The sequence below is a fragment of the Afifella sp. YEN Y35 genome (assembly GCF_047553465.1).
In the GTDB taxonomy this organism is placed as follows: domain Bacteria; phylum Pseudomonadota; class Alphaproteobacteria; order Rhizobiales; family Afifellaceae; genus Afifella; species Afifella aestuarii.
On record NZ_CP180203.1, the window covers coordinates 903,159 to 926,293 of the forward strand.

Below are 23,135 nucleotides of genomic sequence, written 5' to 3' on the forward strand. Positions count from 1 at the left end.
CGTCCTGTCGGTTTCGATCTCGATCGAGAGCTTAAGCGTCTGGAAAAAGCCGCGGCGTCACTCGACGTTGCGGTGACGCTCGACCATGGTTTCGCGATCGACCTGCATGCGCTCGGCGAGCGCGATCACGATCTGGTCGAAGAGAATGAGCAGGGCCTGCTCGAAGAGATTGCCCATCGGCTGCGTGGATGGCACCACGTCGGCCTTGCCCTTGAAGACGGCGGCCGGCAGGAACAGGCGTTGTTTCGCCTTCTGCGCCGTCGTGCCGCTCGGATCGCCGGTGACCACGATGGTGGCGGCGCCGGCCGCGACGGCCTGGTCGTGCACATAATCGATATGGCCGATCGAGCCGCTGCCCGAGGTGGCGATCAGCAGATCACCCGGCCCGATCGAGGGCGTCGTGTCGTCCCAGATCCAATGCGCTTCCTTGCCGAGATGCATGAGGCGCATGGTGAAGGCCCGGGTCGACAGGCCTTCACGCCCGACACCGATCAGAAAGACCCGCTTCGCCTTGACGATCGCGTCCATGAAGGCGCTGATCTCGGCTTCATCCAGGCGCTTCGCCACCTGGCTCAGTTCTTCGACGGCCCGTTCAAAGCCGCTTGTGATCGTTTCCATTGTCATCTCCTGATCAGCCAGCACGGAGCGCGGCGCGCGTCAGCGAGCGCCTCACGATCCTGCGCACGAAGAAGTTCAGCGCCATGAAGATGAGGAGAAGACCGCCCCAAATCATCTTCTTGGCATAGGGCGAGAGCCCTTCGATGGTGAAGGCGTTCTCCACGCATTGCAAAAGCAGGACGGCGGCGAGCACGTTGAGAAGCCGCCCGCGGCCGCCATAGGGATCCATGCCGGCCAAAACCGCGACCAGGATCGCCTGCAGCAGAAACGTGTCGCCGAATCCGACCTTCATGGAATTGAAGCGCGCCAGCATGATGAGGCCGGCAACGCCGGCGAGGAGGCCGGAAAGCGCATAGGAAATGATGATGGCGCGGTTGATCGGCAGGCCGGTGAAGAGGGCCGCGACCTTGTTGTCGCCGTAGAGGTAGAGGGTTTTTCCAAACAGTGAATTGCGGATGTAGAAGGATGCGAGGACGAACAGCACCGCCAATCCGCAGAACGAAACCGGGATCGGCCCGAGCTTCAGCATCAAAATGTCGGTAAACGCCGAAGGCATCCCGGTGATACCGACACCGCCCGTCAGGCCTGAGGCGAGGCCGAAATAGAGCAGCATCGTGCCAAGCGTCGTCACCAGCGCCGGGACGCCGAAACGGGCGATGATGATGCCGTTGAAAAGCCCCATCAGCACGGACGCTCCGAGCGCCACGACGGTGGCGAGCGCGATCGCGCCGCCGGGCCCGAGCGCGTCGACTATGCTCGGATTGGTCATGATGTAGGCCGCGAAGATCGCCGACAGGTCGGCGACCGCGATCACGGAAAGATCGATGCCGCCGGTGATCATGGCAATCGCCATCGCGAGCGAGAAGAGGGCGAATTCCGGCACCTGCTCGAGAACCGAGACGAGGTTGGTGGCATTGAAGAACGCACCGCCAAGACGCATGGCGATCAGAGCGAGCACGATCGCTGCGATGCCGTAGAGAACGACTTCGGCCAGGAATTCTTCGTTGAGGCGGGCCTGCAATCCTGGCCGCTTGCTCGTGGGGGCGGGGTGAGAAGGCGTTGTATCAGCCATGGCCGGCTCACACATCCTGGAAGTTGAGGAGCTTCAGATTGCGCTGCTTCGCCCGGTAATGAGAGATCGCAGCGATGGCCACCATGGCCGCGCCAATGAAGAAGCGATTCCACGAGGCGGAAAGCCCAAGGGTCACCAGCGTGTTGCTCAAGAGCGTGATCAGCGCCATGCCGAGAACGACGCCGCCGACGGAGCCTGTGCCGCCTGTCAGCTTCGCGCCTCCGATGACGACGGCCGCGAGCACGATGAGTTCGTTGCCGACGAGCGAGACCGGGTTCACGAGGCGGATTTCCGACACCATCATGAGGCCAGTGAGGCCCGCAAGCGCACCGGCATATCCATAGACGACGAGGTTGATCTTCAAGACTTCGACGCCGGAGCGCACGGCGCCGAGGGGATTGGAGCCGAGGGCATAGCTCGCCCGTCCGATCGGCGTTCGGTTGAGAAGATACCAGGTGAGCACGATCACGATCACGAGGGGGATTGCGAAGACCGAAAGCCCGGTGAAGCCGGGGCCGGCCGGGATCTCAAACAGGACTGAGGTGCCGAAATCGCGCAGCGAGGAGGGCATGAAGCCCGCGGTGATCGGCCGTGCACCGAGAAAGACCATGAGCACGCCTTGCAGAACCCCCTGCATCGCAAGGGTCGTGATCAAGGTCGGGAGCGAAAACAGATAGATGATCAGGCCGTTGACGAGGCCGACGAAGGTGCCGATGCCGATCGCTACGGTGAGCGCGAATGCGAGACTGTCGATCCCGAGAGCGTTGGACAAAGCGGTGGCGATCCAGGCCGACAGAATCGCGTTCGCAAGGAAGGACACGTCGATCCCACCCGTGACCATGACGACGAGAACCCCGAGGGCGACGATGGTGAGGGCGGAGCCCGTGCGGATCAGGTCGAACAGAGATGCAAGCGACAGAAAATCCGGCGACTGGAACGTCACGATGACGATGTAAGCGAGGATGATCAGGGCGAGGAGCCGCAGGTTCTCGCCAGATCCGCTGCCGCCGCGCGGCCATAGCCGCTCGCGCCAGGATGCGGCTGCGCCGGGCGTTGGCGCATTCGGCTCAAAGGTGGACCTCGTCGTCATCCACTCCCCCAGAACTCGTTCTCATTGTTGGCGTCAGGCAGCGCCGACACTCAGCGTCCGATTGCATGGCTCGCTGATCACGGTCAAGTTTGTACGACTATGTGACGGAAGAACCATGTGGCTCGTTGCCCACGCGCCTGTGATGCGCGGCGTCCCCGTTGGTGGAGAGCCCCCTCGTAGCGTAGCGCTTGTAGCCCCTTGTGAATGACATCAGATTAGGGCGGTCGGCGGCGTCAGGTCGGGCTATTTGATCTGCATAGGACGGTGAGTAACCGAGGTCGGCATCGGCACCCGGCTGACCGCCGGAAGGCTTGAGTCGATCCGTGCAATGTCGCAATGCGCGTCATGCCGCCTTGCACATGCGGCTTCGGAGTGCAGGTTGCGCCGAATCGTCTTTCTGAGAATGTGAACGTCAGGATGTTTCCATGAACCCGAACAAGCGTGTGGTCGTGACAGGGCTCGGCGTCGTCTCGCCGCTCGGCTGCGGTGTGGACCTCGTCTGGAGCCGGTTGGTCGAAGCCCGCTCCGGTATCCGCGCACTCCCCGAAGACGTCGTCCCGGATATCCCTTCCAAGATCGGCGGGGTCGTTCCCGCCGTTTCGGATGATGCGGAAGGCGGCTTCGAGCCCACGCGCGTGGTGCCCGAGAAAGACCTCAAGAAGATGGACCGTTTCATCCAGATGGCGATGGTGGCGGCCGAAGAGGCGCTCGGGCAGGCCGACTGGCATCCCGAGGATGAAGGCGAGCGCGAGCGCACCGGCACGGTGATCGGCTCGGGCGTGGGCGGCTTTCCGGCGATGCGTGCCGCCGCCGACCTGACCACGGCCCGCGGTGCACGGCGTCTGTCGCCGTTTCTCGTTCCGTCGTTCCTGGTCAATCTCGCGGCCGGGCAGGTTTCGATCCGTCATCACTTTCGCGGGCCGATTGGCGCGCCGGTCACGGCCTGCGCGGCCAGCGTGCAGGCGATCGGCGATGCCGCGCGGCTGATCCGGGACGGCGAAGCGGATGTGATTCTGGCAGGTGGCGCGGAGGCCTGCATCGACCGCGTCAGCCTTGGTGGTTTCGCTGCGGCTCGCGCGCTTTCCACGCATTTCAACGAGACGCCCGAAAAGGCCTCACGGCCGTTCGATCGCGATCACGACGGCTTCGTGATGGGCGAGGGGGCCGCCATGCTGGTGCTGGAGACCCTGGAACATGCCGAGGCACGCGGCGCGACGCCGATCGCGGAAGTCCTCGGATACGGGACCACTGCCGACGCCTATCATCTGACGGCGGGTCCGGAAGACGGGGCTGGCAACCGCCGCGCCATGGCCATCGCGCTTCGGCAGGCCGGTATTGAACCTTCTGCCGTCGGCTATCTCAACGCCCATGCGACGTCGACGCCCGTCGGCGATGCCGGTGAGCTTGCCGGTGTCAGGTCCGTCTTCGGCGACCACAAGGTGGCGATTTCGTCGACCAAGTCGGCGACAGGCCACCTTCTCGGTGCGGCCGGCGGACTGGAGGCGGTCTTCACCATTCTCGCGCTGCGCGATGGCATTCTGCCGCCGACCCTCAACCTGGAAAATCCGATGGAGGGTGCGGAAGGGCTCGATCTCATCGGGCCGGAAGCCCGTGAGCAGAAGATCGATGTCGCCATGTCGAACGGCTTCGGCTTTGGCGGCGTGAACGCCAGCGTCGTCCTGAAGCGCTGGAACTGACGGCGCAGATCAATTTTTCAGGAAGGGCGGCTCACGTGGTGAGCCGCCTTTCGTCTGTGTCAGCGACATTGGCCGGGCAGCGGATAAGCAGCCCGGCCGATGCGGCTCGCGGATTTTTTGGCCGCGGCTTTTTCATCTCGTAAAACTCATTGTCGCCACACGTGCCGTCCCATAGGACGGGGCGGGTGGGAGGCGTCCGTCGCCGCTGGAAGCGACCGACCAGGGCGGAGCACGGCCCCATTCTGCACTTCAACCGGAACCTCGTTCCTGGGTTGGGGGCACAGAAGAGAAGTCTCCGAAAAGGACCCTCCAAGAAGGACAATGCGATGAACGGCGCACATAGCCTCGTCAAAACCCTCCTCAATCAAGGCGTCGACACCTGTTTCGCCAATCCCGGCACGAGCGAGATGCACTTCGTCGCGGCGCTCGACCAGATCGACGGCATGCGCTGTGTCCTTGGACTGCAGGAGAACGTCGTCACGGGGATGGCCGATGGTTATGCGCGGATCGCGGGCAAGCCCGCCTGCACCCTCCTGCATTGCGGGCCGGGCCTCGCGAACGGCCTTGCCAATCTTCACAATGCGCGCCGGGCAAGAGCCGCGATCGTCAACATCGTCGGTGACCAGGCGACGTATCATCGCCCGCACGACGCGCCCCTGACGATGGATACGAGCAGCCTTGCCCATACGGTTTCGGGCTTCGTGCGTGCATCGACTTGCGCTGCCGATGTCGGTCGGGATGCTGCGGCCGCGGCGCAGGCTGCGCGTGTGTTGCCGGGGCAGGTCGCGACGCTGATCCTGCCGTCCGACACCTGCTGGAGCGAGGGCGGGATCGTCGCCGATGCTCTGCCGGCGCTGCCCGCGGCACCTCTCGATCCCCATGCCGTCGAGACGGCCGCGCGGATGCTGCGGAACGGCCGGGAGACGCTCATTCTTCTCGGAGGCGCCGGGCTTCTGCAGCCGGCCCAGGAACTCGCCTGGCGTGTGGCGCAGGCGACGGGTGCCACGCTCATGGCGGATTTCGTCTGCGGACAGGTGGCGCGGGGGCGGGGCCGTGTGCCGCTTGCCCGGGTCCCTTATGTGGCCGAAGCCGCACGGGCCGCGCTTGAGCGATTCGAGCAGATCATCCTTGTCGCCGCAAAGCCGCCGGTCTCCTTCTTCGCGTATCCCGGTCAGCCGTCGATCGAATATCGTGCGGAGGCAGAGCTCCAGACATTGGCGCGCGGCGATCAGGATGTTGTGGTCGCGCTTCAGGCGCTCGTCGACGCGCTCGGCGCGCCTCAGGTGCCGATGCCGGATCCGGGACCGCGGCCGGAAGTGGCGCACGGCGCGCCGACGCCTGAAGGTCTGGCCCGCACCGTCGCGGCCCTGATGCCGGAGAATACCATCCTCTGCGAAGAGGCGATCTCCTATAGCCGTGGCTTGTACGATGAAACCTATGCCGCGCCGGCGCACGACATGCTGCACCTCGCAGGCGGAGCGATCGGCGACGGCATGCCCGTCGCGACCGGGGCGGCCGTTGCAGGCGCAGGGCGACGGGTGATCAATCTCCAGGCCGATGGTTCGGCGATGTACACGATCCAGTCGCTGTGGACGCAGGCGCGTGAGCGACTGCCGGTCACGACCGTCATCTTGAACAACCGCCAATATGCGATCCTGCTCGGCGAATACGCCAATGTCGGTGCGACGCCGGGAGCAACGGCGATGCAGATGCTCGATCTCGGCAATCCCGATCTCGGCTGGATCAAACTCGCCAACGGCATGGGCGTGGAGGCCGCGCGTGCCGAGACGCTCGATGAGCTCGCAGACCTGATGCAGGCGAGCTTCGAGCGCGACGGGCCGTTTCTGATCGAATTGATGATCTGATCCGACGTTTCCGGCGCGCCCGATTCGTTCGGCGTGCCGGGTCGCTTCGCTGCCGCGCACGGGATGCGGCCCGGTCGCGATTCTCGAAAGGCGCGCGCGGTCCCGGGAGCCGATTTGCTGGTGATGTGCGAGAAGAGACGCGCCTTGCGCCGGATTCTCCTGGCGCATCGCATGTGCGACGCCGGGAGAATGGTACGCCCAAGGGGAATCGAACCCCTGTTTCCGCCGTGAAAGGGCGGCGTCCTAGACCGCTAGACGATGGGCGCGTCGCGGCGCCTTATAGTCGGGCACGGCGCCGCAAACAAGTCATGCAAGGAAAATCATATGTGGGAAATTTGATCTCCCTTGCCAATCCTCTCGTGCAGGCGGTCGGCGCGGGCCGCGCGCCTGCACAAAAGCGCTCTTACCAGGAGCCGGTGTTCTGCATCGAGGCCCAGGGCTCGGCCGGCGGAAGAGCGTCGCCCTTTTGCAGAAGCTCGATCGAGATCCCGTCCGGCGAACGCACGAACGCCATATGGCCGTCGCGCGGAGGGCGGTTGATCGTCACACCGCCATCCATCAGCTTCTGGCAGGTGTCGTAGATGTTGTCGGTGGCGAAGGCGAGATGGCCGAAATTCCGGCCGCCGTCGTACTCTTCCGGATCCCAATTGTAGGTGAGTTCCAGGAGCGGCGCGCGTTCGGTCTCCGCACGGGCCTTGTCATCCGGCGCTGCGAGGAAGATCAGGGTGAAGCGGCCTTTCTCGCTCTCGCTGCGGCGGACCTCTTCCATCCCGAGCTTGTTGCAGTAGAAGTCGAGCGACTGGTCGACGTCTTTGATGCGCACCATAGTGTGCAGATATTTCATTGCATGCCTCCGTGAGTGGGTTGGCGGGAAAGCTTATGGCACAGATCCAAACTGACAATGACACGCTCTCGGATGAGGTCGCGCATCTCCACCGGCTGGTCGATGACGCGAAGGCGATCGTCGCCTTCTGCGGAGCTGGCATCTCGACCGAATCGGGGATTCCCGATTTTCGTTCGCCGGGCGGCATCTGGTCGAAGATGCCGCCGATCACCTACCAGGAGTTCATGGCGAGCGAGGAGGTTCGTCTCGAGGATTGGCGGCGGCGTTTCATGCTCGATGAAATCTACTCGAAGGCCGAGCCGAACATCGCGCACCGTGTCCTTGCGCATCTGGTGGCGGAAGGGCGCTCGCCGGGCGTCGTCACCCAGAATGTCGACGGATTGCACCAGCGGGCCGGTCTCCTGCCCGAATATCTCGTCGAGCTTCACGGCAACGCCACCTATGCGCATTGTCTCGACTGCCGCGAGCCTTTCACGCTCGGCGAAGTCCATAAAATGATCGAGGCGAAAGGTGAAAGCCCGCGCTGTCCGGATTGCGGCGGTTTCATCAAGAGCGCGATTATTTCCTTCGGTGAGGCGATGCCCGAGCACGAGATGCGGCGGGCCTTCGAGCTTGCCAACGAATGCGACCTGATGATCGTCCTCGGCTCATCGCTGGTGGTCCATCCGGCGGCCACAATACCGCTCGTTGCCAAGCAATCCGGGGCGAGGCTGGTGATCTTGAACCGGGAGGAGACGCCCCTCGACGACGTCGCCGACAGCTGTTTTTCGGGCGAGATCGGTGCGCTTCTTAGCGCTTTATTTCCCGAGCTGAGCGGTGGTGGGTAAGGAAAGCCGTGAAAACTTCTTAAAGGTCTTGTGGCCTCTGGCCGCACCGATGTTATGCTTTTTTGCACGAATCAATGGACCGATTTTGGAAGCCCCGCCGTTGGCAGGCTTGAGGGTCCTCGATGGAGTGGTCTCGTATGGGCTTCAAGCCGCAAGCGGATGTCCGCGAAGACGCTGTTCGCGACGAGGCCGCGTCTGAGGTGATCGAAGTTTCGGGCCATATCAAATGGTTTGATGTCGCCAAAGGGTATGGCTTCATCGTGCCCGACAACGGCATGCCGGACGTGCTGTTGCATGTCACCTGTCTCAGACGTGACGGGTTCCAGGCCGCCTATGAGGGCGCCCGTGTGGTGTGCGAAGTGCTGCCGGGCGCGAAGGGGCTGCAGGCGATGCGCGTTCTTGCCATGGACGAAAGCGAGGCGCCACATCCATCCACATTGCCGCCGACGAGCCAGCGCAGCACGGTGACGCCGACGAGCCCACTCGTCACGGCGACGGTCAAATGGTTCAACCGTTTGAAGGGCTACGGCTTCGTCACAGAAAGCGAAGACGCTCCGGATATTTTCGTCCACATGGAAACCTTGCGGCGCTTCGGAATGGCCGAGCTTCGCCCAGGGCAGCTCGTTCTCGTGCGCTACGGCGAAGGCGAAAAGGGCCTCATGGCCGCCGAGATCCGGCCACATTCGGGCGGCCATATTCCCGTGTCGCACTGAGGGCCACGAGGTCTCGGGGGGCGACGATATCTTGGGTTCCACGATGTCTCAGGCGATCGGGACCATATTTCTCATCTTGAACTGAAGGCTTGGTGCGATGGCCGTCCGGCTGGTCTCTTTCTTCGTCAGTCTCGTTTTGTTTGCGGCAGGCGCCGTTGCGCAAGGCGCGACAGAGCAGGTCACCATCAAGAGCGCCAAGGGCACGCACACCTTCGATGTGGAGCTCGCTCTCACCCAACAGGAGCGGTCGCGCGGTCTCATGTACCGCCGGGAGGTGCCTCGTGGGACTGGCATGCTCTTCGATTTCGGTTCCGATCGCCCGATCACCATGTGGATGAAAAACACCTATGTGCCGCTCGACATGGTGTTCATCGGCTCCGACCACAAAGTGCAGAGCATCGCCAAGGAGACCACGCCCTTGTCTGAGACGACGATCGCCTCTGAGCGGCCGGTGCGTTTCGTGCTCGAGGTCGCTGGTGGGACGGCGGACCGGCTTCATATCCGGCCGGGCGACCAGGTTTCCGGCAAAGCGATCGAGCGAAACTGATCCGCCGTCGCAAGATGTGAAGCAGACAGGCCGCGTTCGATCGGCCGTTTCGCGCCTGCCTTCAGGCTGATCGGGCCCGCTTTCGTTCAGCCTTCTGAAAGTCCTCCAAAACCTTGGCGCCGGGCAGATTGGTGACGAAGCCATGGAGGACGAGCGCCACCATGAACGCGGTGGTGAAATCGTCGAGATCGACATCGGGCCTGTCGCCCATACGACGGATCCAGGAATAGACAGAGATGTCTTCAAACAGGCGGTCGGTCGGGACGGATTGTCCGCCACCCAGCCGTTCCAGCCCGAAATCGGTCACCGCCCATTGGCGCCCTCGCCACAGGATCCCGTCTTCCGGGGTGATTGCGGGGGAGGGGGAGTTCGCCGCAGGCGATGATGCGGACATCGGCTGTTCGGTTGCGGGCGCGTCGGTCATCATTCTCTTTCTCCAGTGTTGCTGCGGACTTAGCAAAGGGCTGGCCTCTTGAACAATGTCTGGAGGAAAGTCGGGAGGGTGCTTGCGGCGGCCCGAGGCTGACGTCGGCTCGTTTCGAAGGTGAGATGGCAAAAGTTTCCGGAATTTGGGCTTTGGCCGTCGTCCGCACATTCTTGCTTGCGCCAGCGGCCTCAGCCTCCTAGTTTCCGCGCCATTGCGGCGTCGGGGCATAGCGCAGTCTGGTAGCGCACCTGCTTTGGGAGCAGGGGGTCGCAGGTTCGAATCCTGCTGCCCCGACCATTTAAGCTTCTGATAATCAAGAGATTTTTGGGCTTCTCATGTCGTCTGACAACGACGTGTGCAAGGTCTTGATGTTCTGCGCAGTTGGCGTTGAAGCCGCCAACGTTGGAGCCCTCGCGCAAATCTCCGTCCGCCAGCCATTCAAACTCAAAGGTCGAGTGCGGTGCCGCACGGCCGCAAGCGATACGGACGGAGCCGCCGCGGCGCATCCGCGAAACGGCGCTCAAGCGCGCTTGCGTCGCCGATCTCATCAGTCGGTTCCTGACGGCTCATCTTTCCATCCGAAAGGCAAGCCAGGAGCTGTCCGCAAAGCGTCAGGCGTATCCGCCAGATGCGATTCGGAGACCAGCACGTCCAGGTCATGTGGCCACGCCGGTGGCGAATCGCTCCGGTCACAGAGGCGGCAGGCCGGCGCCACAAACCGGCGCGCAGACAATCTCGTCGTCCCGCGTCTGAATGGAGCCGGTCGCAAGCGCCGCAATCGCGGCCGCCCCGCTCGAATCCGCAGCGAGACCGAACTCGAACCAGAGCTGCTTTGCCGCCGCTTCCATGGCGGCATCTTCGATCAGGACCACTTCGTCGACGACCTGCCGCGTCAGCGCAAACAGCCGCTCGTCGGTCCGCTGGCATGCCATCGTCGGCACGTTGCTGGTGACTTGATCCAGCGTGACGACATGCCCGGCCTTGAGCGAGGCATGGAGCGTCGGCGATCCGACCGGCTCGACGCCGATGATCCGGATCGAGGGCTTCAATGCCTTGAGCGCCACGGCGGCGCCGGTGATGAACCCGCCGCCGCCGACGGCAATGACCACCGTCTCGACATCTGGAAGATCGTCGAAAATCTCCAGGCCGACGGTTCCCTGGCCGGCGACGATCAGGGGGTCGGCGAAGGAGTGGAAGTAAAGTGCGCCGGTCTTCTCGACATGAGCGTGTGCGCCCGCATTGGCCTCGTCGAAATTGGCGCCGCCAATCACCGTCTCGGCGCCCCAGCGGCGCATCTTGTCGACTTTCTCGGCTTGAACGTTTTCCGGCAGGAAGATGGTGGCCGGGACGTTCTTGAGGCTCGCGCTGCGGGCGACGGCGAGGCCGTGATTGCCGCCCGAAGCCGCCACCAGGCCGCGCTCGACATCCTTTGGATCGGAGGCGAGAAGCTTGTTGGCGGCCCCGCGCGCTTTGAACGAGCCGGAAGGCTGCAGGCATTCGAGCTTCAGATGGAGGCTGCCCGGGCAGACGGGATTGCGAAACTGCGTTGCCGGCAAGAGGGGCGTGCGCCGGACATAGCCGTCGATCCGTCGGGCTGCGGCGCGAACGTCGTCGAGATCGATCATGTGAGATCCTTCTGGTAGGGCGCGGCGACGACAAGACAGCAATTGCCGGGATCGACCCGCCCGGGATGTCGCCGGCCATAGAGAATGCCGTCCTGGCCGTAGGCAAGATCGAGCGGGGCGCGTGTCGGATTGTCGACGAAATGAATGCGTCCCGCCGGCTGGTCCTTTTTCACCCAGGTTCCATTGGCATGGAAGGGCTCGAAGACGCCGGCCTCCGGCGCGAAGACGTAACCGCGCTCGCCAGGTATCTCCAGGACGTTCCGTTCTTCCTGCGCTTTGTTTGGCTCTCCGGCGATGACGCCGAGATGGCGTAGCACATTGTGCACGCCGCGTCTGGCAATCGACAGCGCTTCGAGCGAGACGGTGCCCGCGCCGGCCATCTCCGTGCCGACCGTGGTCAACCCCGCATGGACGGCGGCCGCGGTCGAGGTCCGCTCCTCGCCGAGATTGCTGATGACGACGGTCAGCGGCGCGTCGAAGGCGAGCACGGCCTCGATGTTGCGCTTCAGATGCTCGGGGTCCCTTGTCGGCTCGACGATGGCGCTCGGCAGAATGTCGAGCGAAGAACCGCCGGAATGCAGATCGATGAACGCATCGGCGATCGGATAGAGGCGGTCGCAGACGAAGGCCGAAATCTGCTGCGAGATGGTGCCGGCCGGATCGCCCGGATAGGTGCGGTTGAGGTTGAGCCCATCGACGGGCGAGGTGCGATGCGCAGCCCGGACGGCCGGCAGGTTGAGCGCCGGCACGATGATGACGCGGCCTGAAATGTCCTCCGGCTTCAATTCGCGGAAGAGCTCGCCAAGCACGATCGGTCCCTCATGCTCGTCACCGTGATTGCCGCCGGTGAGGAGCACCGTCGGCCCATTGCCGTTCTTGATGACCGCGATGGGGATTCGCACCGCCCCCCAGGCGTCGTCATGCGGCGAATGCGGAATGTGAATATGGCCGGTCTGGCGGCCTTCATGCTCGAAATCGATCGTCGCAAAAGCCGTACTTTTGCGGGGTCTCTTCTCATTGAAATCGGTCAATTGCACTTGCCTGCAGCCCAGGGGTTGTCATCCATAACAAAAATGATAACGTTGTCATTACTCCGTGTCCACAACGTCAACCTCGTCATTTGGGGCACGAAGCGTCTGCAGGGGGCGAGCGGGAGTTCATGGTGATGGATGCATCGGCAGCCGCGTCTGGCGGCACGAGCGTTGGCAGTGGCGACGGAACGCTGGCCGCCGAGATGGCGCATGATTTTATCGTCGACGACACGCTTCGCGGCATTCCGGCGGGAACGGACCCCTTCCCGGGTGCGGAGATTGCCGCGCGTGCCTGGTCCCCGACGGCGGGCGATCTCGCCTGTCCCGTGCTCACGTTGCAGGAAAGTGCCTATCGCTCGAACAGGGACGCAATTTTCGCCTATGCCCGTGAGGCGGGCGCGCTTCTCGCCCCGCATGCCAAGACCCCGATGTCGCCGGCGCTCGCACGCGATCTCGTCGCCCATGGCGCATGGGGGCTTTCTGCCGCCAATCTCCAGCAGGCGAGCGTGCTGCTCAAGGCGGGCGTAAAACGTCTGCTTCTCGCCAACCAGATCGGCGGTGAGGCGAATGGCGAACGTCTGGGGCGTCTGCTTGCACGCTATCCGGAGGCGGAGATCGTGCTTTTTGTCGATTCCCCGACCGCGTTGGCGGCGGCCGCGCGCGCAGGCGAGGTGGCCGGACGGCCGCAGTCTGTGATGATCGAGGTGGGGCTCGCGCGTGCCGGATGCCGGACGGCGGAGGCAGCTCAGCGCCTCATCGATATCGCTTGTGACACGCCGAAAATCGCGCTTGCCGGTGTGGCCGCCTATGAAGGTGCTGTTGCAAGCGAGGACGAAGCTGCGACGCAGAAGGCTATCGCGGCGCTCAGCCACCTGACGGCCGATGTGTTTGCCAGCGTGCGCAAGGCCGAACCGAAACGCCGCCTCTTCCTGTCGGCCGGCGGCTCGCAGTTCTTCGACCTCGTCGTCGAGAAACTGAAGGCGGCCGTCGACGCCGACGGCAATGCGGATCTGATGCTGCGGAGCGGCGCGATCTTCTTTCACGATCACGGCGTCTACGCGCGCGCTTTTCAGCGGATGGATGCCCGTCGCGGCTTTGTGCGCGACGGTGAAATCGTGGCGGCGTCCGACGTTTTCAAGCCGGCAATGCGGCTATGGGCCGAAGTGCTTTCGCGGCCTGAGCCCAGTCTCGCGATCTGCGGCCTCGGCATGCGCGATGTCTCTTTCGATCAGGGTTTCCCGATCGCGCTTGCCGCATGGCGGGGAGGGGAGAAGGGAGAGAACCTTCGAGGCGTTGCGGCGATCGAGAAGCTCAACGACCAGCACGGTTTTCTGCGTATCGGCGAAGAGGTTTCGCTGTCGGTGGGCGACATCGTCGAATTCGGCATTTCGCATCCTTGCACCTGCTTCGACCGCTGGCGTGCCTTCTTCGTGATCGACGATGCGCATCGAGTCACGTCGGTCCATCAAACCTTCTTCGGCTGAGGTTTCATGCAGAATCTCAATTTCCAGCACGTCTTGCGATATCGCGAGGAATTCATCGACGGCCTGCTGGCAACATTGCAGATGACCGGCATTTCCGCCTTTTTTGGGCTTCTCATCGGTGTCTTGGGTGCGGTTCTCCTCACCCGCGGGCCGAAGCCGGTTCGCATCCTGCTGAAGAGCTACATCGAGATCATCCGCAATACGCCGCCGCTGATCCAGCTCTTCATCATCTTCTTCATCTTTCCGAGCATTGGGGTGCGCCTGTCGCCGTTCCTGGCCGCCTGCGTCGCGCTCAGCATCTATTTCGGCGCCTATGCCATCGAGATCATCCGCTCCGGCCTCAATTCGATCCCGAAGAGCCAGATTGAGGCGGGCGAATGCCTCGGCCTGACGTCCTTTGAGGTGTTCAGCTTCGTCATTCTTCCGCCGGCGCTGCGCAACATCTATCCCTCGCTCACCAGCCAGCTCGTCCTGCTGCTTCTCGGCACGTCGGTCGCCTCGCAGATCGCGGCGACGGAGCTCTTCCACACGGCGACCTTCGTGGAATCGCGCACCTTCCGCTCCTTTGAGGTCTATGCGCTGATTTCCGCAATCTACGTCGTCGTCGTCGTCTCAAGCCGGGTCATGTTCGCCGCCATCGGAGCGCTTGCCTTCCGCTGGCCCGTGCGCCGCTAGGTCTTCCGGAGATACGCCCAAGATGCGCAGCCTTTCGACTGTCGACCTCATCGCCTTTTTGCACGGCTTCCAGTGGACGCTGGTGCTGGTTGCGCTCTCCTTCTTCTTCGGCGGCCTGCTCGGTCTCGTTCTGGCGCTTCTGCGCACGAGCCCGTTCCTGCCGCTCCGCCTGTTTGCCGCGCTCATCCTGCAAATCGTGCAGGGTGTGCCGCTGCTGGCGCTCCTGATGTTCTTCTATTTCGGCATGCCGGTGTTCCTGGGCGTCGAGGTGCCATCGCTGGCCGCGGTGACGGTTGCCTTCTCCATCTATTCCGGCGTCTTCCTGGGCGAAATCTGGCGGGGCGGCATCCAGGCGGTCAAATTCACCCAATGGGAGGCGGGGGCCTCGCTCGGGCTCAGCCGCTACGAGCAATTCCGCTTCATCATCGCACCGCAGGCGCTGAAGATCTCGCTGCCGGCGACGGTCGGCTTCCTCGTCCAGCTCATCAAGGGCACGTCGCTTGCGGCCGTCGTCGGCTTCGTGGAGCTGACGCGGGCCGGCCAGATCGCCGCTGCGGCGACGTTCCAGCAGATCCTCGTCTACTCCATCGTTGCGGCGGTCTATTTCGCGATCTGCTTCCCGCTCACCACCTGGTCCCGTTCACTCGAGGCGCGTCTCAATGGCACTGGTTGAAATCAAGAACGTCCGCAAATCCTTCGGAGATCTGGAGGTGCTGAAGGAGGTCTCGCTCAATATCGAGGAAGGCGAGATCGTCACGATCATCGGGCGCAGTGGCTCGGGCAAGAGCACGCTCTTGCGTTGCATTAACGCGCTCGAAGCCATTCAGGCCGGCGAGATCCGGGTCGAGGGACAGAGCGTCTCTCCGAAGATGAAGGGCCTGCGCGAACTGCGCCAGAAGGTCGGCATCGTCTTTCAGGCCTTCAATCTGTTTCCGCATCTGACGGTAGAGCGCAACATCACGCTGGCGCCGATCCGCACGAAAAAGGTCGACAAGGCGGGCGCGCGCGCCCTTGCCGAGAAGGTGCTCACGCAAGTCGGGCTGGCGGAGAAGATTGACGCCTACCCCGAACAGCTTTCGGGTGGCCAGCAGCAGCGCGTGGCGATTGCGCGCTGTCTCGCGATGTCTCCCAATCTCATGCTCTTCGATGAGGTCACGTCGGCGCTCGATCCCGAACTCGTCGGGGAAGTTCTCAAGGTCATGGAGGACATGGCCAGGAGGGGCATGACGATGATCCTGGTCACCCACGAAATGGGCTTTGCCCGCAACGTGGCGACCAAGCTCGTCTTCATGCATCAGGGCAAGGTCTGGGAAGAAGGACCACCCGCGGAATTGTTCGCAAATCCCAAGACGCCGGAGCTCCAGAGCTTCATCGGCTCACACCGTCACTAGAGGAAGACAGCCATGTTCAAGCTGAAAGCGTTTGCGATCGCCGTCGGCATCGCGATTGCTTCAACCATCCCCGCCAAGGCCGACAAGCTTCAGGACATCCTGTCCGCCGGCGAAATCCGCGTCGGCGTGCTGCTCGATGTCGCCCCCTGGGGCTTCAAGGACGAAAACGGCGATCCCGCCGGGCTCGACGTCGATGTTGCCAATCTCCTGGCAGATGATCTCGGCGTCGACCTGAAGCTCGTTCAGGTGACCGGTCCGAACCGCATTCCGAGCCTGCTCGCCGACAAGGTCGACGTTCTCGTGGCAGCGCTCGGCGCGACGCCGGAACGCGCCCAGCAGGTCGCTTTCTCGCAGCCCTATGCCGCCGTCCAGCTTGGTGTCTACGGCCCGGCCGATATGGAAAAGGCCGAAACGCCCGACCAGCTCGCCGGCCAGAGCATCGCCGTCGCCAAGGGCACGACGCTCGATCTGTGGCTGAGCGATAATGCGCCCGACGCCAATCTCATCCGCTTCGAAGACGTTCCCTCGGTGCTCTCCGCCTATATGGCCGGTCAGGCGAGCTCGTTTGCCGAAAACAGCGCCATCGTCGCCGAAGCGGCCAAGAACAATCCGGACGTGGAGATGGACCTCAAGTTCCTCATCCGCCAGTCGCCGGCGCATATCGGCATCCGTCATGGCGAGCCGGACTTGCTGCGCTGGCTGGACACCTTCCTCTTCTCCAATCGCATGAACGGCAAGCTGCCGGAGCTGCAGGAGAAGTGGTTCAACGTGAAGCAGGATAACCTGCCTCACATCTGATCGAAAAAAGAGAGTAGACGGAAAGACATGACCATCACGCGTTACGAAAGCGGTCCGCGCATGAGCCAGGCCGTTGCGGCCAACGGCTTCGTCCATGTCGCCGGCCAGGTGGCCGACAACCGCAAGGCCTCCATCGAGCAACAGACCGAGGAAGTCCTTGCGAAAATCCTGGCCCTTGTCGAGGGCGCCGGATCAGACAAGTCGAAGATCGTGGCGGTCAATGTGTTCCTGCCGCACATCATCGATTTCGACGCGATGAACGGCGTTTACGACAAATGGATCGACCCCGCCAATCCGCCTGCGCGCGCCTGTGTCGAGGCCCGCCTGGCAGATCCCGATCTGCGTGTGGAGATGACGGCGGTCGCGGCTCTCTGAGCCTTAAGAACAGGGCGGGGCCAGTTGCGGTCCCGTCCGATAACATTTGGAAAAACTCACGTGCACACCGGTATTCTGACGGATCTCGACCTCGATGCCGAGGGTCGCTCCTCGACCTATCTCAGCATTCCTTATTCCATCGACCGCTCGCCTTATTTCCAGGTCAAGATTCCCATCTTCCGCTTCAAGAACGGCGACGGCCCGCGGCTCCTATTGATGGCCGGAAATCATGGTGACGAATATGAAGGCGTTTTCGCCCTCGGCCATGTCCTGCACGCCCTCGATCCCGACCGCATCCACGGCGCCGTCACCGTCCTGCCGATGAGCAACGTCCTCGCCGTCATGGCCGGGCGGCGCCGATCTCCTCTCGACGACGGCAATCTGAACCGCGCTTTCCCAGGCAACCCGACCGGCACGCCAACGGAACGTCTGGCGTACTATCTTGAACACCAGTTGTTTCCCCAGCATGACGTGGTTTTCGACATCCATTCCGGTGGCACGTCGATGGAGCATTTGACCACGGCGCTGATCGAACGGCAGCCGACGCCGGAAATGATGGCAAAGGCGCGCGATCTCTTGGAGCATCTTGGCCAGGACTACGCTTTTGTCGCGCAGAATGGCTACGATTCCCCGACCTCAATGGGCGCTGTCGCCCGCGCCGGCGCGATCGGTGTCAGCGGCGAATTTGGTGGCGGCGCCACCGTCACGCCAAAGACCATGCAGAACACCAAGCGCGCGATCGACAATCTGCTTCTGCGGCTTGGCATCACCGAGACCCCGCTGATCAGCGAGGCGAGGGCGCCGGTGGCGACGACCGTGCTGGCGCTGGAAAGTCACGAACAGGCGATTTACGCCACGCGCCGCGGCTGGTTCGAACCGGTCGTCACCCTCGGGCAATCCGTCGAAGCCAGCGATGTCGCCGGCTATTACCACGACCTGGAGCGCCTTGATCGCGACCCGGAAATCCTGCGGTTCCGCCGTGGCGGGATCGTCATCTCGCGACGCTTGCACGCCGATTGCCAGGCTGGCGATTGCCTTGTGCAGGCGGCCGCCGAAATCGAAGGCTAGGTGCGTGCTGACGGGCCGGAACAGAAAGCGATGAGCGACGCGACATTCGACGACGTCTTGCGAATCGCTTCCCCCGAGGCGGACAGCCAGGCCGAACACGGGCCGGTCCGCATCGAGGAGGTGGCGCGCCTCGCCCAGGTCTCTCCGATCACCGTGTCGCGTGCTCTGCGTCGGCCGCAGATGGTGTCCGCGGTGCGCCGCGAACGCATCATGAAGGCGGTGGAGGAGACCGGATATTCCTCAAATCCCCACGCCAAGGCACTGAAGAGCGGCCGCTCCGACATCGTCGCCGCCTTCGTCTCCAATATTCTGAGCGAGCAGTTCAGCCTCGCCATCGAAGGCCTGTCCGACGTCTTGGAGGCGGCCGGTTTTCAGGTCGCGCTCGGCCGCACCTCCTACTCTTACGGACGAGAGACGACGCTGATCCGTTCGCTCACGGCGATCCGCCCGGCTGCCGTCTTCATCACCGGCGTGATGGAGCTGGAATCGAACCGCACCTTCCTCCGCAACATGGGCATTCCCATCGTCGAGAGCTGGGCGTTGGCACGCGATCCGATCGACATGCTGGTTGGATTCTCCAACGCCGATGGTGCGCGCATGGTGGCGGAGCACTTCGCCGCCAAGGGCTATCGCAAGGTCGCCTTCATTGGCCGCAGCGGCGGGCGTGGCATGCTTCGTCTCAACAGTTTCGCGAAAAGCTGCGAGCGGCTCGGCCTTAAGCTTTGTCGGTGCATCAGCCGCGACACGGTTTCCGGCATTCCCGAGGGGCGTCAGGCCATGCAGGACCTGATCGGCGAAGGCTCCGACGTCGACGCCGTCTTCTGCGCCAGCGATCTTCTCGCGATCGGTGCCCTGCTCGAGGCCCGTGGGAGAGGTCTGGACGTCCCTGGCGACATCGCCATCGCCGGTTTCGGCGATTCGACGTTGGCGGAAGAAATCATGCCCGGCCTGACGACCATCGCCGCGGATACAAGGAAGCTCGGCGCGGTGGCCGGGCAGATGCTTCTCGACCGGTTGCAGGAAACGCAGCCGGAGGAAACGCAGGCGGGACATGCGATCCGGAACATCCCGCTGCGTCTGATCGAGCGCGGGTCGACGTAAGGTGCGGGGGCGCGAGACTCTGCGTCAGGGATGTTGGTGGAGGTTCGATCCTTCGACGCCGGTGACGATGAGGTCGATGTCGTCCGAGGGGTGTGGTCTCCCCAGATATTTCGGCCCTGACGATTGGTATCCCACGATTCTGATCATGTTGCCGCCGCCGTCATTCGAGAAGTCGACGGAGCCGCCATTGTTGCTCTCCTGCTGGAGAGAAATCATGTTGTTGCTGACATTCTCCCCACGCGTATGGTCGCCGAGCTGAATGCCGACGCTGGTCGGCAGCGTTCCCGGATCGTTGTTCATCGCGGATCCGCATATGTAGTTCGACGGGCCTCTGATCAGAATGAGGGGGCCGGCTGAAAACCTGTTGTAATAGGCATTGTCACAGGCAAACTGGTTCATGGACGCGCCCGTGTTCAACAGGACGGGTGGTCCGAAACTTCCTTCGAAATTGGATGAGGTGAACGTCGATCCCCATCCTTCGACATCCAGGGCGTTGCGCATCCGGTTTGTTGCCGTCGACCTGTGCCAGGCGTGAAATCCCTTGGCTCGGACGTTGGTATGTCTGCCGAGATACATTCCCGCATAGGTGTCGTGGGCTCCCTGTCCGGCATCGACGATGATGACATTGTCGAAGTTGGAATCGTGCGGGCCGTTATTGAATATGCCGGCAGCGTTCACGGTATCTACGAGAAGGTTGTTCACGTATGATTCCATCGGGCCGCGCGTGGCATTACCTCCTTCTGTGTGCCATCCATTGCGTCCGCACTCAGTCAATTCGACTTGATCAACTGTAAACCGATATCCGTAGGTGCCGAGGCAATCGACATGCCTGCGCGACAGATTTCCTTTGATCGTGATGTCGTTCAACGCCCAATCAAAGATCCCGGCTGAGGCTTTTGTTTTGAATAATGAATAAGCATTCGACGGACCGTAGACGATGGCGTCGGCCGAATTGCACGCGCTTCCGTCCAATATTGTGACGTTTCGGCCGGCACCCGTTACGTGGATTTTCGATCTGAGGATCAGGCCGCAGACCGGGTAGGTGCCGGGCGGTATGTAAAGTGTGCCGCCGCCCTGTGACGACAGGGCCTCGATAGCATTCTGCGCCGCGGAGGTGTTCTGCGCCTGGGTGCCGCTGGTCGATGCGCCGAAGTCCGTCAGGGTCACAAACTGACCGGCTTTTGCTGCCTGTGCCCGGCCGGTTGGCGCTCCCGTTCCGATCTGTGCGGGTGAGGACGTGTCGAAAGGAACGACGTCGGCGCCTCTCGCGGCGGAGATAAAGCCTGTGCAAACAAGGAGAATTGCACCGAGATATCTGCGGGTGTTGTGCATTTTGATCCGTCCATGGCGAGCTCGCCATCCCGGTCGGGGGGAGGGCGTCATCTCCGAGGTGAGCGTTCCCGAAGACTTCTACGACCTGACCGGCGTTGATGTCAGCGGCCGCAGATCGGCGGAGGACCTCACGATCTCCAGGAAGGGCGCGGCGCCCATCTCGCTCTCGCCGCACCTCGCTTTCGTTGCGGCAGTTGCGCTAGTCTTTCAGCCCCGCCTTCGAGCATGGCAAACCCGCATGAACATCACGCTGAAGCAGGTGCGCTATTTCATAGCTGTCGCCAGCAGCCAGTCGGTTTCGCTCGCGGCGCGTGATCTGCACATCTCGCAATCGGCGATCACCGTTGCATTGAAGCAGCTGGAGCAGGAAGTAGGGGCGGCGCTCTTCCTGCGCACCCCGCGCGGCATGGTGCTGACCCAGGAGGGTCACCAATTCCTGCGCCATTCGGAGCGCATCATGGCGGTCGTGGCCGATGCGGGCCGCGCGCTCAAGGTTCGCGAGCCAACCGGGGGCGGAACCCTCACGATCGGGGTGACGGCGCTCGTCGCAGGCTATTATCTCGCCGATCTTCTGGCACGCTATCAGCGCGTCTATCCGGAGGTCGACGTCAAGGTCGTGGAAGACCAGCAGCGTTTCCTCGAGCATCTCTTGATCGGTGGCGAGATCGATGTCGGCCTGCTGATCTCCTCTGCATTGTCAAATCGGGATGCGCTCGCCAGCGATACCTTGCTGCGCTCGCCCTATCTCGTCTGGCTGCCGGCCAATCATCGGCTGTTGGCACTCGATGAGCCCTCGCTCAGCGATCTTGCGGACCAGCCGCTGGTGCAACTCACCACCGACGACATGCACGCGATCACGCAGCGGCATTGGCGCGAGGCGGGCATCAAGCCGCGCACGGTCTTGCGGACGAGTTCGGTGGAGGCGATCCGCTCGCTCGTCGGGACCGGCATCGGCCTCGCCGTTCTCCCCGACATGACCTACCGCCCGTGGTCGCTCGAGGGCGACCGTGTCGAGGTCCGCCCATTGAAAGAGGTTTTTCCGACGATCGATATCGGCCTCATCTGGCGGAAGGGAAGCCTTCTGCCGGAGCCGGCGCGGGCCTTCATCGAGCTTGCCCGCGAGCAGGCGAAGCTGCGCGCCCGCCAGTCTCGCCCGGGCCGCTAGAAGCTCGATCGTGGTGCCTCAAAAATGAGCGCGATGCGCAGAGCGACAGAGCGTTCGATTTTATTCATAGGCGAGCTCAGTTTTTCATATTTCTCACCGCGAAAGATTTCCGATTAGCTTCCTCTCGCCGATAGCGGCGCGGCTCAAAGAGGGGAGAGCAACGTCATGCGCGAGAAGAGAATCCGTCGGGTGGTGGCAGCGACCACCGCACTTGTTCTGGCCGCCGGTCCGGCCTTTGCCGAGCCGCTGCAAGAGCTCGGCGAGGCGGAAGGGGAGGTCGATATCGTCGCCTGGCCGGGCTACATCGAACGCGGCGAAAGCGATGCCGCCTATGACTGGGTGACCGCCTTTGAGAAGGAGACGGGCTGCAAGGTCAATGTGAAGACCGCCGGCACCTCCGATGAAATGGTGGCGCTGATGAACGAGGGCGGCTTCGACCTCGTCACCGCCTCGGGCGATGCCTCGCTTCGCTTGATCGCCGGCGGCCGCGTCCAGGAAATCAACACCGCACTCATTCCCTCCTGGGACAGCCTCGACGATCGGCTGAAGGATGCGCCCTGGCACACCGTCGAGGGCAAGCATTACGGCGTGCCCTATCAATGGGGCCCGAACGTGCTCGCGTACAACACCGATGTGTTCAAGGATTCACCGCCCGATTCCTGGAATGTCGTCTTCGAGGAGCAGGATCTGCCGGACGGCAAAACCAACAAAGGGCGCGTCCAGGCATTCGACGGGCCGATCTATATCGCCGATGCCGCGCTCTATCTGATGAGCACCAAACCCGAACTCGGCATCAAGGACCCGTATGAGCTCAACGAAGACCAGTACAAGGCGGCGCTCGAGCTTCTCCGCGAGCAGCGCAAGCTGGTGAACCGTTACTGGCACGACGCCTTCGTGCAGATCGACGATTTCACCAATGAAGGGGTGGCCGCGTCCAGTTCCTGGCCGTTCCAGGTCAACCTCCTGAAGTCGGAGAACCAGCCGATCGAGAGTGTCATCCCGAAAGAGGGGGCGACGGGCTGGGCCGACACCACGATGATGCATTCCGGAGCCGCGCATCCGACCTGCGCCTATAAGTGGCTGGAGCATTCCATCGACAAGAAGGTCCAGGGTGACGTCGCCGCCTGGTTCGGCGCCAATCCGTCCGTTCCCGCGGCCTGCGAGGGCAACGAGCTCCTCGGCGACAAAGGTTGCGAGACGAACGGTTTCAGCAAGTTCGACGAGATCCATTTCTGGCGGACGCCCCAGGCCGAGTGCGACAGCCAGGAGAGCTGCGTCCCCTATTATCGCTGGGTCTCCGATTACATCGCCGTTCTCGGCGGCCGTTGAACGACCCGCATGGCCGGCGCGCCGCTCCGCCTAATGAGGCGGCGCGCCAGTCGTCCTCCGT

At 63.0% G+C, this 23,135-nt stretch carries 23 protein-coding genes and 2 tRNA genes; 16 read left to right on the plus strand and 9 right to left on the minus strand.

The annotated features are described in order from the left end of the window. Positions 1-57: 57 nt before the first annotated feature. From hxlB to ACK8CP_RS04375, 3 genes are read right to left on the minus strand one after another with little or no spacing between them, the layout of a single operon-like run. The gene (gene hxlB, locus ACK8CP_RS04365; protein ID WP_414833449.1) at positions 58-618 is read right to left on the minus strand and encodes a 6-phospho-3-hexuloisomerase; all 561 of its coding nucleotides are present in this window, start codon (positions 616-618) and stop codon (positions 58-60) included. Positions 619-631: 13 nt separating this feature from the next. After that, positions 632-1,690, minus strand: a complete 1,059-nt coding sequence (locus tag ACK8CP_RS04370) for an ABC transporter permease (RefSeq protein WP_414833450.1) — start codon at positions 1,688-1,690, stop codon at positions 632-634. A 7-nt stretch (positions 1,691-1,697) separates the two neighbouring features. Then, positions 1,698-2,780 (minus strand): ABC transporter permease, encoded by a 1,083-nt coding sequence (locus tag ACK8CP_RS04375; protein WP_414833451.1) that lies wholly within the window; start codon positions 2,778-2,780, stop codon positions 1,698-1,700. 425 nt (positions 2,781-3,205) lie between these two features. Between ACK8CP_RS04375 and fabF the strand changes: the two genes are divergently transcribed. Beyond that, positions 3,206-4,477: a beta-ketoacyl-ACP synthase II gene (gene fabF / locus ACK8CP_RS04380; RefSeq protein WP_414833452.1), complete on the plus strand. Its 1,272-nt coding sequence runs from the start codon at positions 3,206-3,208 to the stop codon at positions 4,475-4,477. 326 nt (positions 4,478-4,803) lie between these two features. Further along, positions 4,804-6,342: an acetolactate synthase large subunit gene (locus tag ACK8CP_RS04385; protein WP_414833453.1), complete on the plus strand. Its 1,539-nt coding sequence runs from the start codon at positions 4,804-4,806 to the stop codon at positions 6,340-6,342. Between the two features lie 190 nt (positions 6,343-6,532). Here ACK8CP_RS04385 and ACK8CP_RS04390 read toward each other — a convergent pair. Together ACK8CP_RS04390 and gloA are read right to left on the minus strand one after the other, a co-directional pair. After that, a tRNA-Glu gene (locus ACK8CP_RS04390) sits at positions 6,533-6,608 on the minus strand. A 137-nt stretch (positions 6,609-6,745) separates the two neighbouring features. Further along, positions 6,746-7,186, minus strand: coding sequence for a lactoylglutathione lyase (gloA, locus tag ACK8CP_RS04395; protein ID WP_128294239.1), 441 nt, complete (start codon positions 7,184-7,186; stop codon positions 6,746-6,748). A gap of 35 nt (positions 7,187-7,221) precedes the next feature. Between gloA and ACK8CP_RS04400 the strand changes: the two genes are divergently transcribed. The 3 genes from ACK8CP_RS04400 (at position 7,222) to ACK8CP_RS04410 (ending at position 9,273) form a co-directional block, all read left to right on the plus strand. Then, positions 7,222-8,013, plus strand: a complete 792-nt coding sequence (locus tag ACK8CP_RS04400) for an SIR2 family NAD-dependent protein deacylase (RefSeq protein WP_414833454.1) — start codon at positions 7,222-7,224, stop codon at positions 8,011-8,013. A gap of 137 nt (positions 8,014-8,150) precedes the next feature. After that, on the plus strand, positions 8,151-8,726 hold the full coding sequence (locus ACK8CP_RS04405) for a cold-shock protein (RefSeq protein ID WP_414834187.1): 576 nt from the start codon (positions 8,151-8,153) through the stop codon (positions 8,724-8,726). A 97-nt stretch (positions 8,727-8,823) separates the two neighbouring features. Continuing rightward, positions 8,824-9,273 carry a DUF192 domain-containing protein gene (locus ACK8CP_RS04410; RefSeq protein WP_414833455.1) on the plus strand — a complete coding sequence of 150 codons (450 nt, stop codon included), beginning with the start codon at positions 8,824-8,826 and terminating at the stop codon, positions 9,271-9,273. Between the two features lie 61 nt (positions 9,274-9,334). Here the strand turns inward: ACK8CP_RS04410 and ACK8CP_RS04415 are convergent, their stop codons facing one another. Further along, a complete protein-coding gene (locus ACK8CP_RS04415) occupies positions 9,335-9,700 on the minus strand; it encodes a hypothetical protein (protein ID WP_414833456.1) in 366 nt (121 codons plus the stop codon). Between the two features lie 220 nt (positions 9,701-9,920). Between ACK8CP_RS04415 and ACK8CP_RS04420 the strand changes: the two genes are divergently transcribed. Then, positions 9,921-9,997 (plus strand) — tRNA-Pro (locus tag ACK8CP_RS04420). A gap of 392 nt (positions 9,998-10,389) precedes the next feature. Here the strand turns inward: ACK8CP_RS04420 and ACK8CP_RS04425 are convergent. Continuing rightward, complete coding sequence (locus ACK8CP_RS04425; protein ID WP_414833457.1) at positions 10,390-11,325, minus strand: threonine ammonia-lyase; 936 nt, start codon at positions 11,323-11,325, stop codon at positions 10,390-10,392. Next, on the minus strand, positions 11,322-12,356 hold the full coding sequence (locus tag ACK8CP_RS04430; RefSeq protein ID WP_414833458.1) for a succinylglutamate desuccinylase/aspartoacylase family protein: 1,035 nt from the start codon (positions 12,354-12,356) through the stop codon (positions 11,322-11,324). The genes ACK8CP_RS04425 and ACK8CP_RS04430 overlap by 4 nt, the downstream gene beginning before the upstream one ends. A gap of 134 nt (positions 12,357-12,490) precedes the next feature. Here ACK8CP_RS04430 and ACK8CP_RS04435 point away from each other — a divergent pair, with 134 nt between their 5' ends. The 8 genes from ACK8CP_RS04435 to ACK8CP_RS04470 are packed head-to-tail and all read left to right on the plus strand — an operon-like array spanning position 12,491 to position 19,248. Beyond that, a complete protein-coding gene (locus ACK8CP_RS04435) occupies positions 12,491-13,840 on the plus strand; it encodes an alanine racemase (protein ID WP_414833459.1) in 1,350 nt (449 codons plus the stop codon). 6 nt (positions 13,841-13,846) lie between these two features. Then, on the plus strand, positions 13,847-14,515 hold the full coding sequence (locus ACK8CP_RS04440) for an amino acid ABC transporter permease (RefSeq protein WP_414833460.1): 669 nt from the start codon (positions 13,847-13,849) through the stop codon (positions 14,513-14,515). Between the two features lie 22 nt (positions 14,516-14,537). Further along, the gene (locus ACK8CP_RS04445) at positions 14,538-15,188 is read left to right on the plus strand and encodes an amino acid ABC transporter permease (RefSeq protein ID WP_234628212.1); all 651 of its coding nucleotides are present in this window, start codon (positions 14,538-14,540) and stop codon (positions 15,186-15,188) included. Further along, positions 15,175-15,906 (plus strand): amino acid ABC transporter ATP-binding protein, encoded by a 732-nt coding sequence (locus ACK8CP_RS04450; RefSeq protein WP_414833461.1) that lies wholly within the window; start codon positions 15,175-15,177, stop codon positions 15,904-15,906. Before ACK8CP_RS04445 ends, ACK8CP_RS04450 begins: the two co-directional genes overlap by 14 nt. A 12-nt stretch (positions 15,907-15,918) precedes the next feature. Continuing rightward, positions 15,919-16,704: a transporter substrate-binding domain-containing protein gene (locus ACK8CP_RS04455; protein WP_128294230.1), complete on the plus strand. Its 786-nt coding sequence runs from the start codon at positions 15,919-15,921 to the stop codon at positions 16,702-16,704. Positions 16,705-16,731: 27 nt separating this feature from the next. Beyond that, positions 16,732-17,079, plus strand: a complete 348-nt coding sequence (locus ACK8CP_RS04460) for a RidA family protein (protein ID WP_414833462.1) — start codon at positions 16,732-16,734, stop codon at positions 17,077-17,079. A 60-nt stretch (positions 17,080-17,139) separates the two neighbouring features. After that, a complete protein-coding gene (locus ACK8CP_RS04465) occupies positions 17,140-18,147 on the plus strand; it encodes a succinylglutamate desuccinylase/aspartoacylase family protein (RefSeq protein ID WP_414833463.1) in 1,008 nt (335 codons plus the stop codon). A gap of 30 nt (positions 18,148-18,177) precedes the next feature. Next, positions 18,178-19,248: a LacI family DNA-binding transcriptional regulator gene (locus ACK8CP_RS04470; RefSeq protein WP_414833464.1), complete on the plus strand. Its 1,071-nt coding sequence runs from the start codon at positions 18,178-18,180 to the stop codon at positions 19,246-19,248. A 24-nt stretch (positions 19,249-19,272) separates the two neighbouring features. On the opposite strand, the gene ACK8CP_RS04475 is transcribed toward ACK8CP_RS04470, so the two are convergent. Continuing rightward, a complete protein-coding gene (locus tag ACK8CP_RS04475) occupies positions 19,273-20,580 on the minus strand; it encodes a glycosyl hydrolase family 28-related protein (RefSeq protein ID WP_414833465.1) in 1,308 nt (435 codons plus the stop codon). Positions 20,581-20,818: 238 nt separating this feature from the next. Here ACK8CP_RS04475 and ACK8CP_RS04480 point away from each other — a divergent pair, with 238 nt between their 5' ends. Further along, positions 20,819-21,745 carry a LysR family transcriptional regulator gene (locus tag ACK8CP_RS04480; protein WP_234629339.1) on the plus strand — a complete coding sequence of 309 codons (927 nt, stop codon included), beginning with the start codon at positions 20,819-20,821 and terminating at the stop codon, positions 21,743-21,745. Positions 21,746-21,925: 180 nt separating this feature from the next. Continuing rightward, entirely contained in the window at positions 21,926-23,074 is a 1,149-nt protein-coding gene (locus tag ACK8CP_RS04485; RefSeq protein WP_414834188.1) for an ABC transporter substrate-binding protein, read from the plus strand. Positions 23,075-23,135 lie beyond the last annotated feature (61 nt).

Bases quoted from the DNA above. Each gene is read 5' to 3' on its own strand.
- hxlB (WP_414833449.1), bottom strand. From the start codon at position 618: ATGGAAACGATCACAAGCGGCTTTGAACGGGCCGTCGAAGAACTGAGC.
- ACK8CP_RS04370 (WP_414833450.1), bottom strand. From the start codon at position 1,690: ATGGCTGATACAACGCCTTCTCACCCCGCCCCCACGAGCAAGCGGCCA.
- ACK8CP_RS04375 (WP_414833451.1), bottom strand. From the start codon at position 2,780: ATGACGACGAGGTCCACCTTTGAGCCGAATGCGCCAACGCCCGGCGCA.
- fabF (WP_414833452.1), top strand. From the start codon at position 3,206: ATGAACCCGAACAAGCGTGTGGTCGTGACAGGGCTCGGCGTCGTCTCG.
- ACK8CP_RS04385 (WP_414833453.1), top strand. From the start codon at position 4,804: ATGAACGGCGCACATAGCCTCGTCAAAACCCTCCTCAATCAAGGCGTC.
- gloA (WP_128294239.1), bottom strand. From the start codon at position 7,186: ATGAAATATCTGCACACTATGGTGCGCATCAAAGACGTCGACCAGTCG.
- ACK8CP_RS04400 (WP_414833454.1), top strand. From the start codon at position 7,222: ATGGCACAGATCCAAACTGACAATGACACGCTCTCGGATGAGGTCGCG.
- ACK8CP_RS04405 (WP_414834187.1), top strand. From the start codon at position 8,151: ATGGGCTTCAAGCCGCAAGCGGATGTCCGCGAAGACGCTGTTCGCGAC.
- ACK8CP_RS04410 (WP_414833455.1), top strand. From the start codon at position 8,824: ATGGCCGTCCGGCTGGTCTCTTTCTTCGTCAGTCTCGTTTTGTTTGCG.
- ACK8CP_RS04415 (WP_414833456.1), bottom strand. From the start codon at position 9,700: ATGATGACCGACGCGCCCGCAACCGAACAGCCGATGTCCGCATCATCG.
- ACK8CP_RS04425 (WP_414833457.1), bottom strand. From the start codon at position 11,325: ATGATCGATCTCGACGACGTTCGCGCCGCAGCCCGACGGATCGACGGC.
- ACK8CP_RS04435 (WP_414833459.1), top strand. From the start codon at position 12,491: ATGGATGCATCGGCAGCCGCGTCTGGCGGCACGAGCGTTGGCAGTGGC.
- ACK8CP_RS04440 (WP_414833460.1), top strand. From the start codon at position 13,847: ATGCAGAATCTCAATTTCCAGCACGTCTTGCGATATCGCGAGGAATTC.
- ACK8CP_RS04445 (WP_234628212.1), top strand. From the start codon at position 14,538: ATGCGCAGCCTTTCGACTGTCGACCTCATCGCCTTTTTGCACGGCTTC.
- ACK8CP_RS04450 (WP_414833461.1), top strand. From the start codon at position 15,175: ATGGCACTGGTTGAAATCAAGAACGTCCGCAAATCCTTCGGAGATCTG.
- ACK8CP_RS04455 (WP_128294230.1), top strand. From the start codon at position 15,919: ATGTTCAAGCTGAAAGCGTTTGCGATCGCCGTCGGCATCGCGATTGCT.
- ACK8CP_RS04460 (WP_414833462.1), top strand. From the start codon at position 16,732: ATGACCATCACGCGTTACGAAAGCGGTCCGCGCATGAGCCAGGCCGTT.
- ACK8CP_RS04470 (WP_414833464.1), top strand. From the start codon at position 18,178: ATGAGCGACGCGACATTCGACGACGTCTTGCGAATCGCTTCCCCCGAG.
- ACK8CP_RS04475 (WP_414833465.1), bottom strand. From the start codon at position 20,580: ATGCACAACACCCGCAGATATCTCGGTGCAATTCTCCTTGTTTGCACA.
- ACK8CP_RS04480 (WP_234629339.1), top strand. From the start codon at position 20,819: ATGAACATCACGCTGAAGCAGGTGCGCTATTTCATAGCTGTCGCCAGC.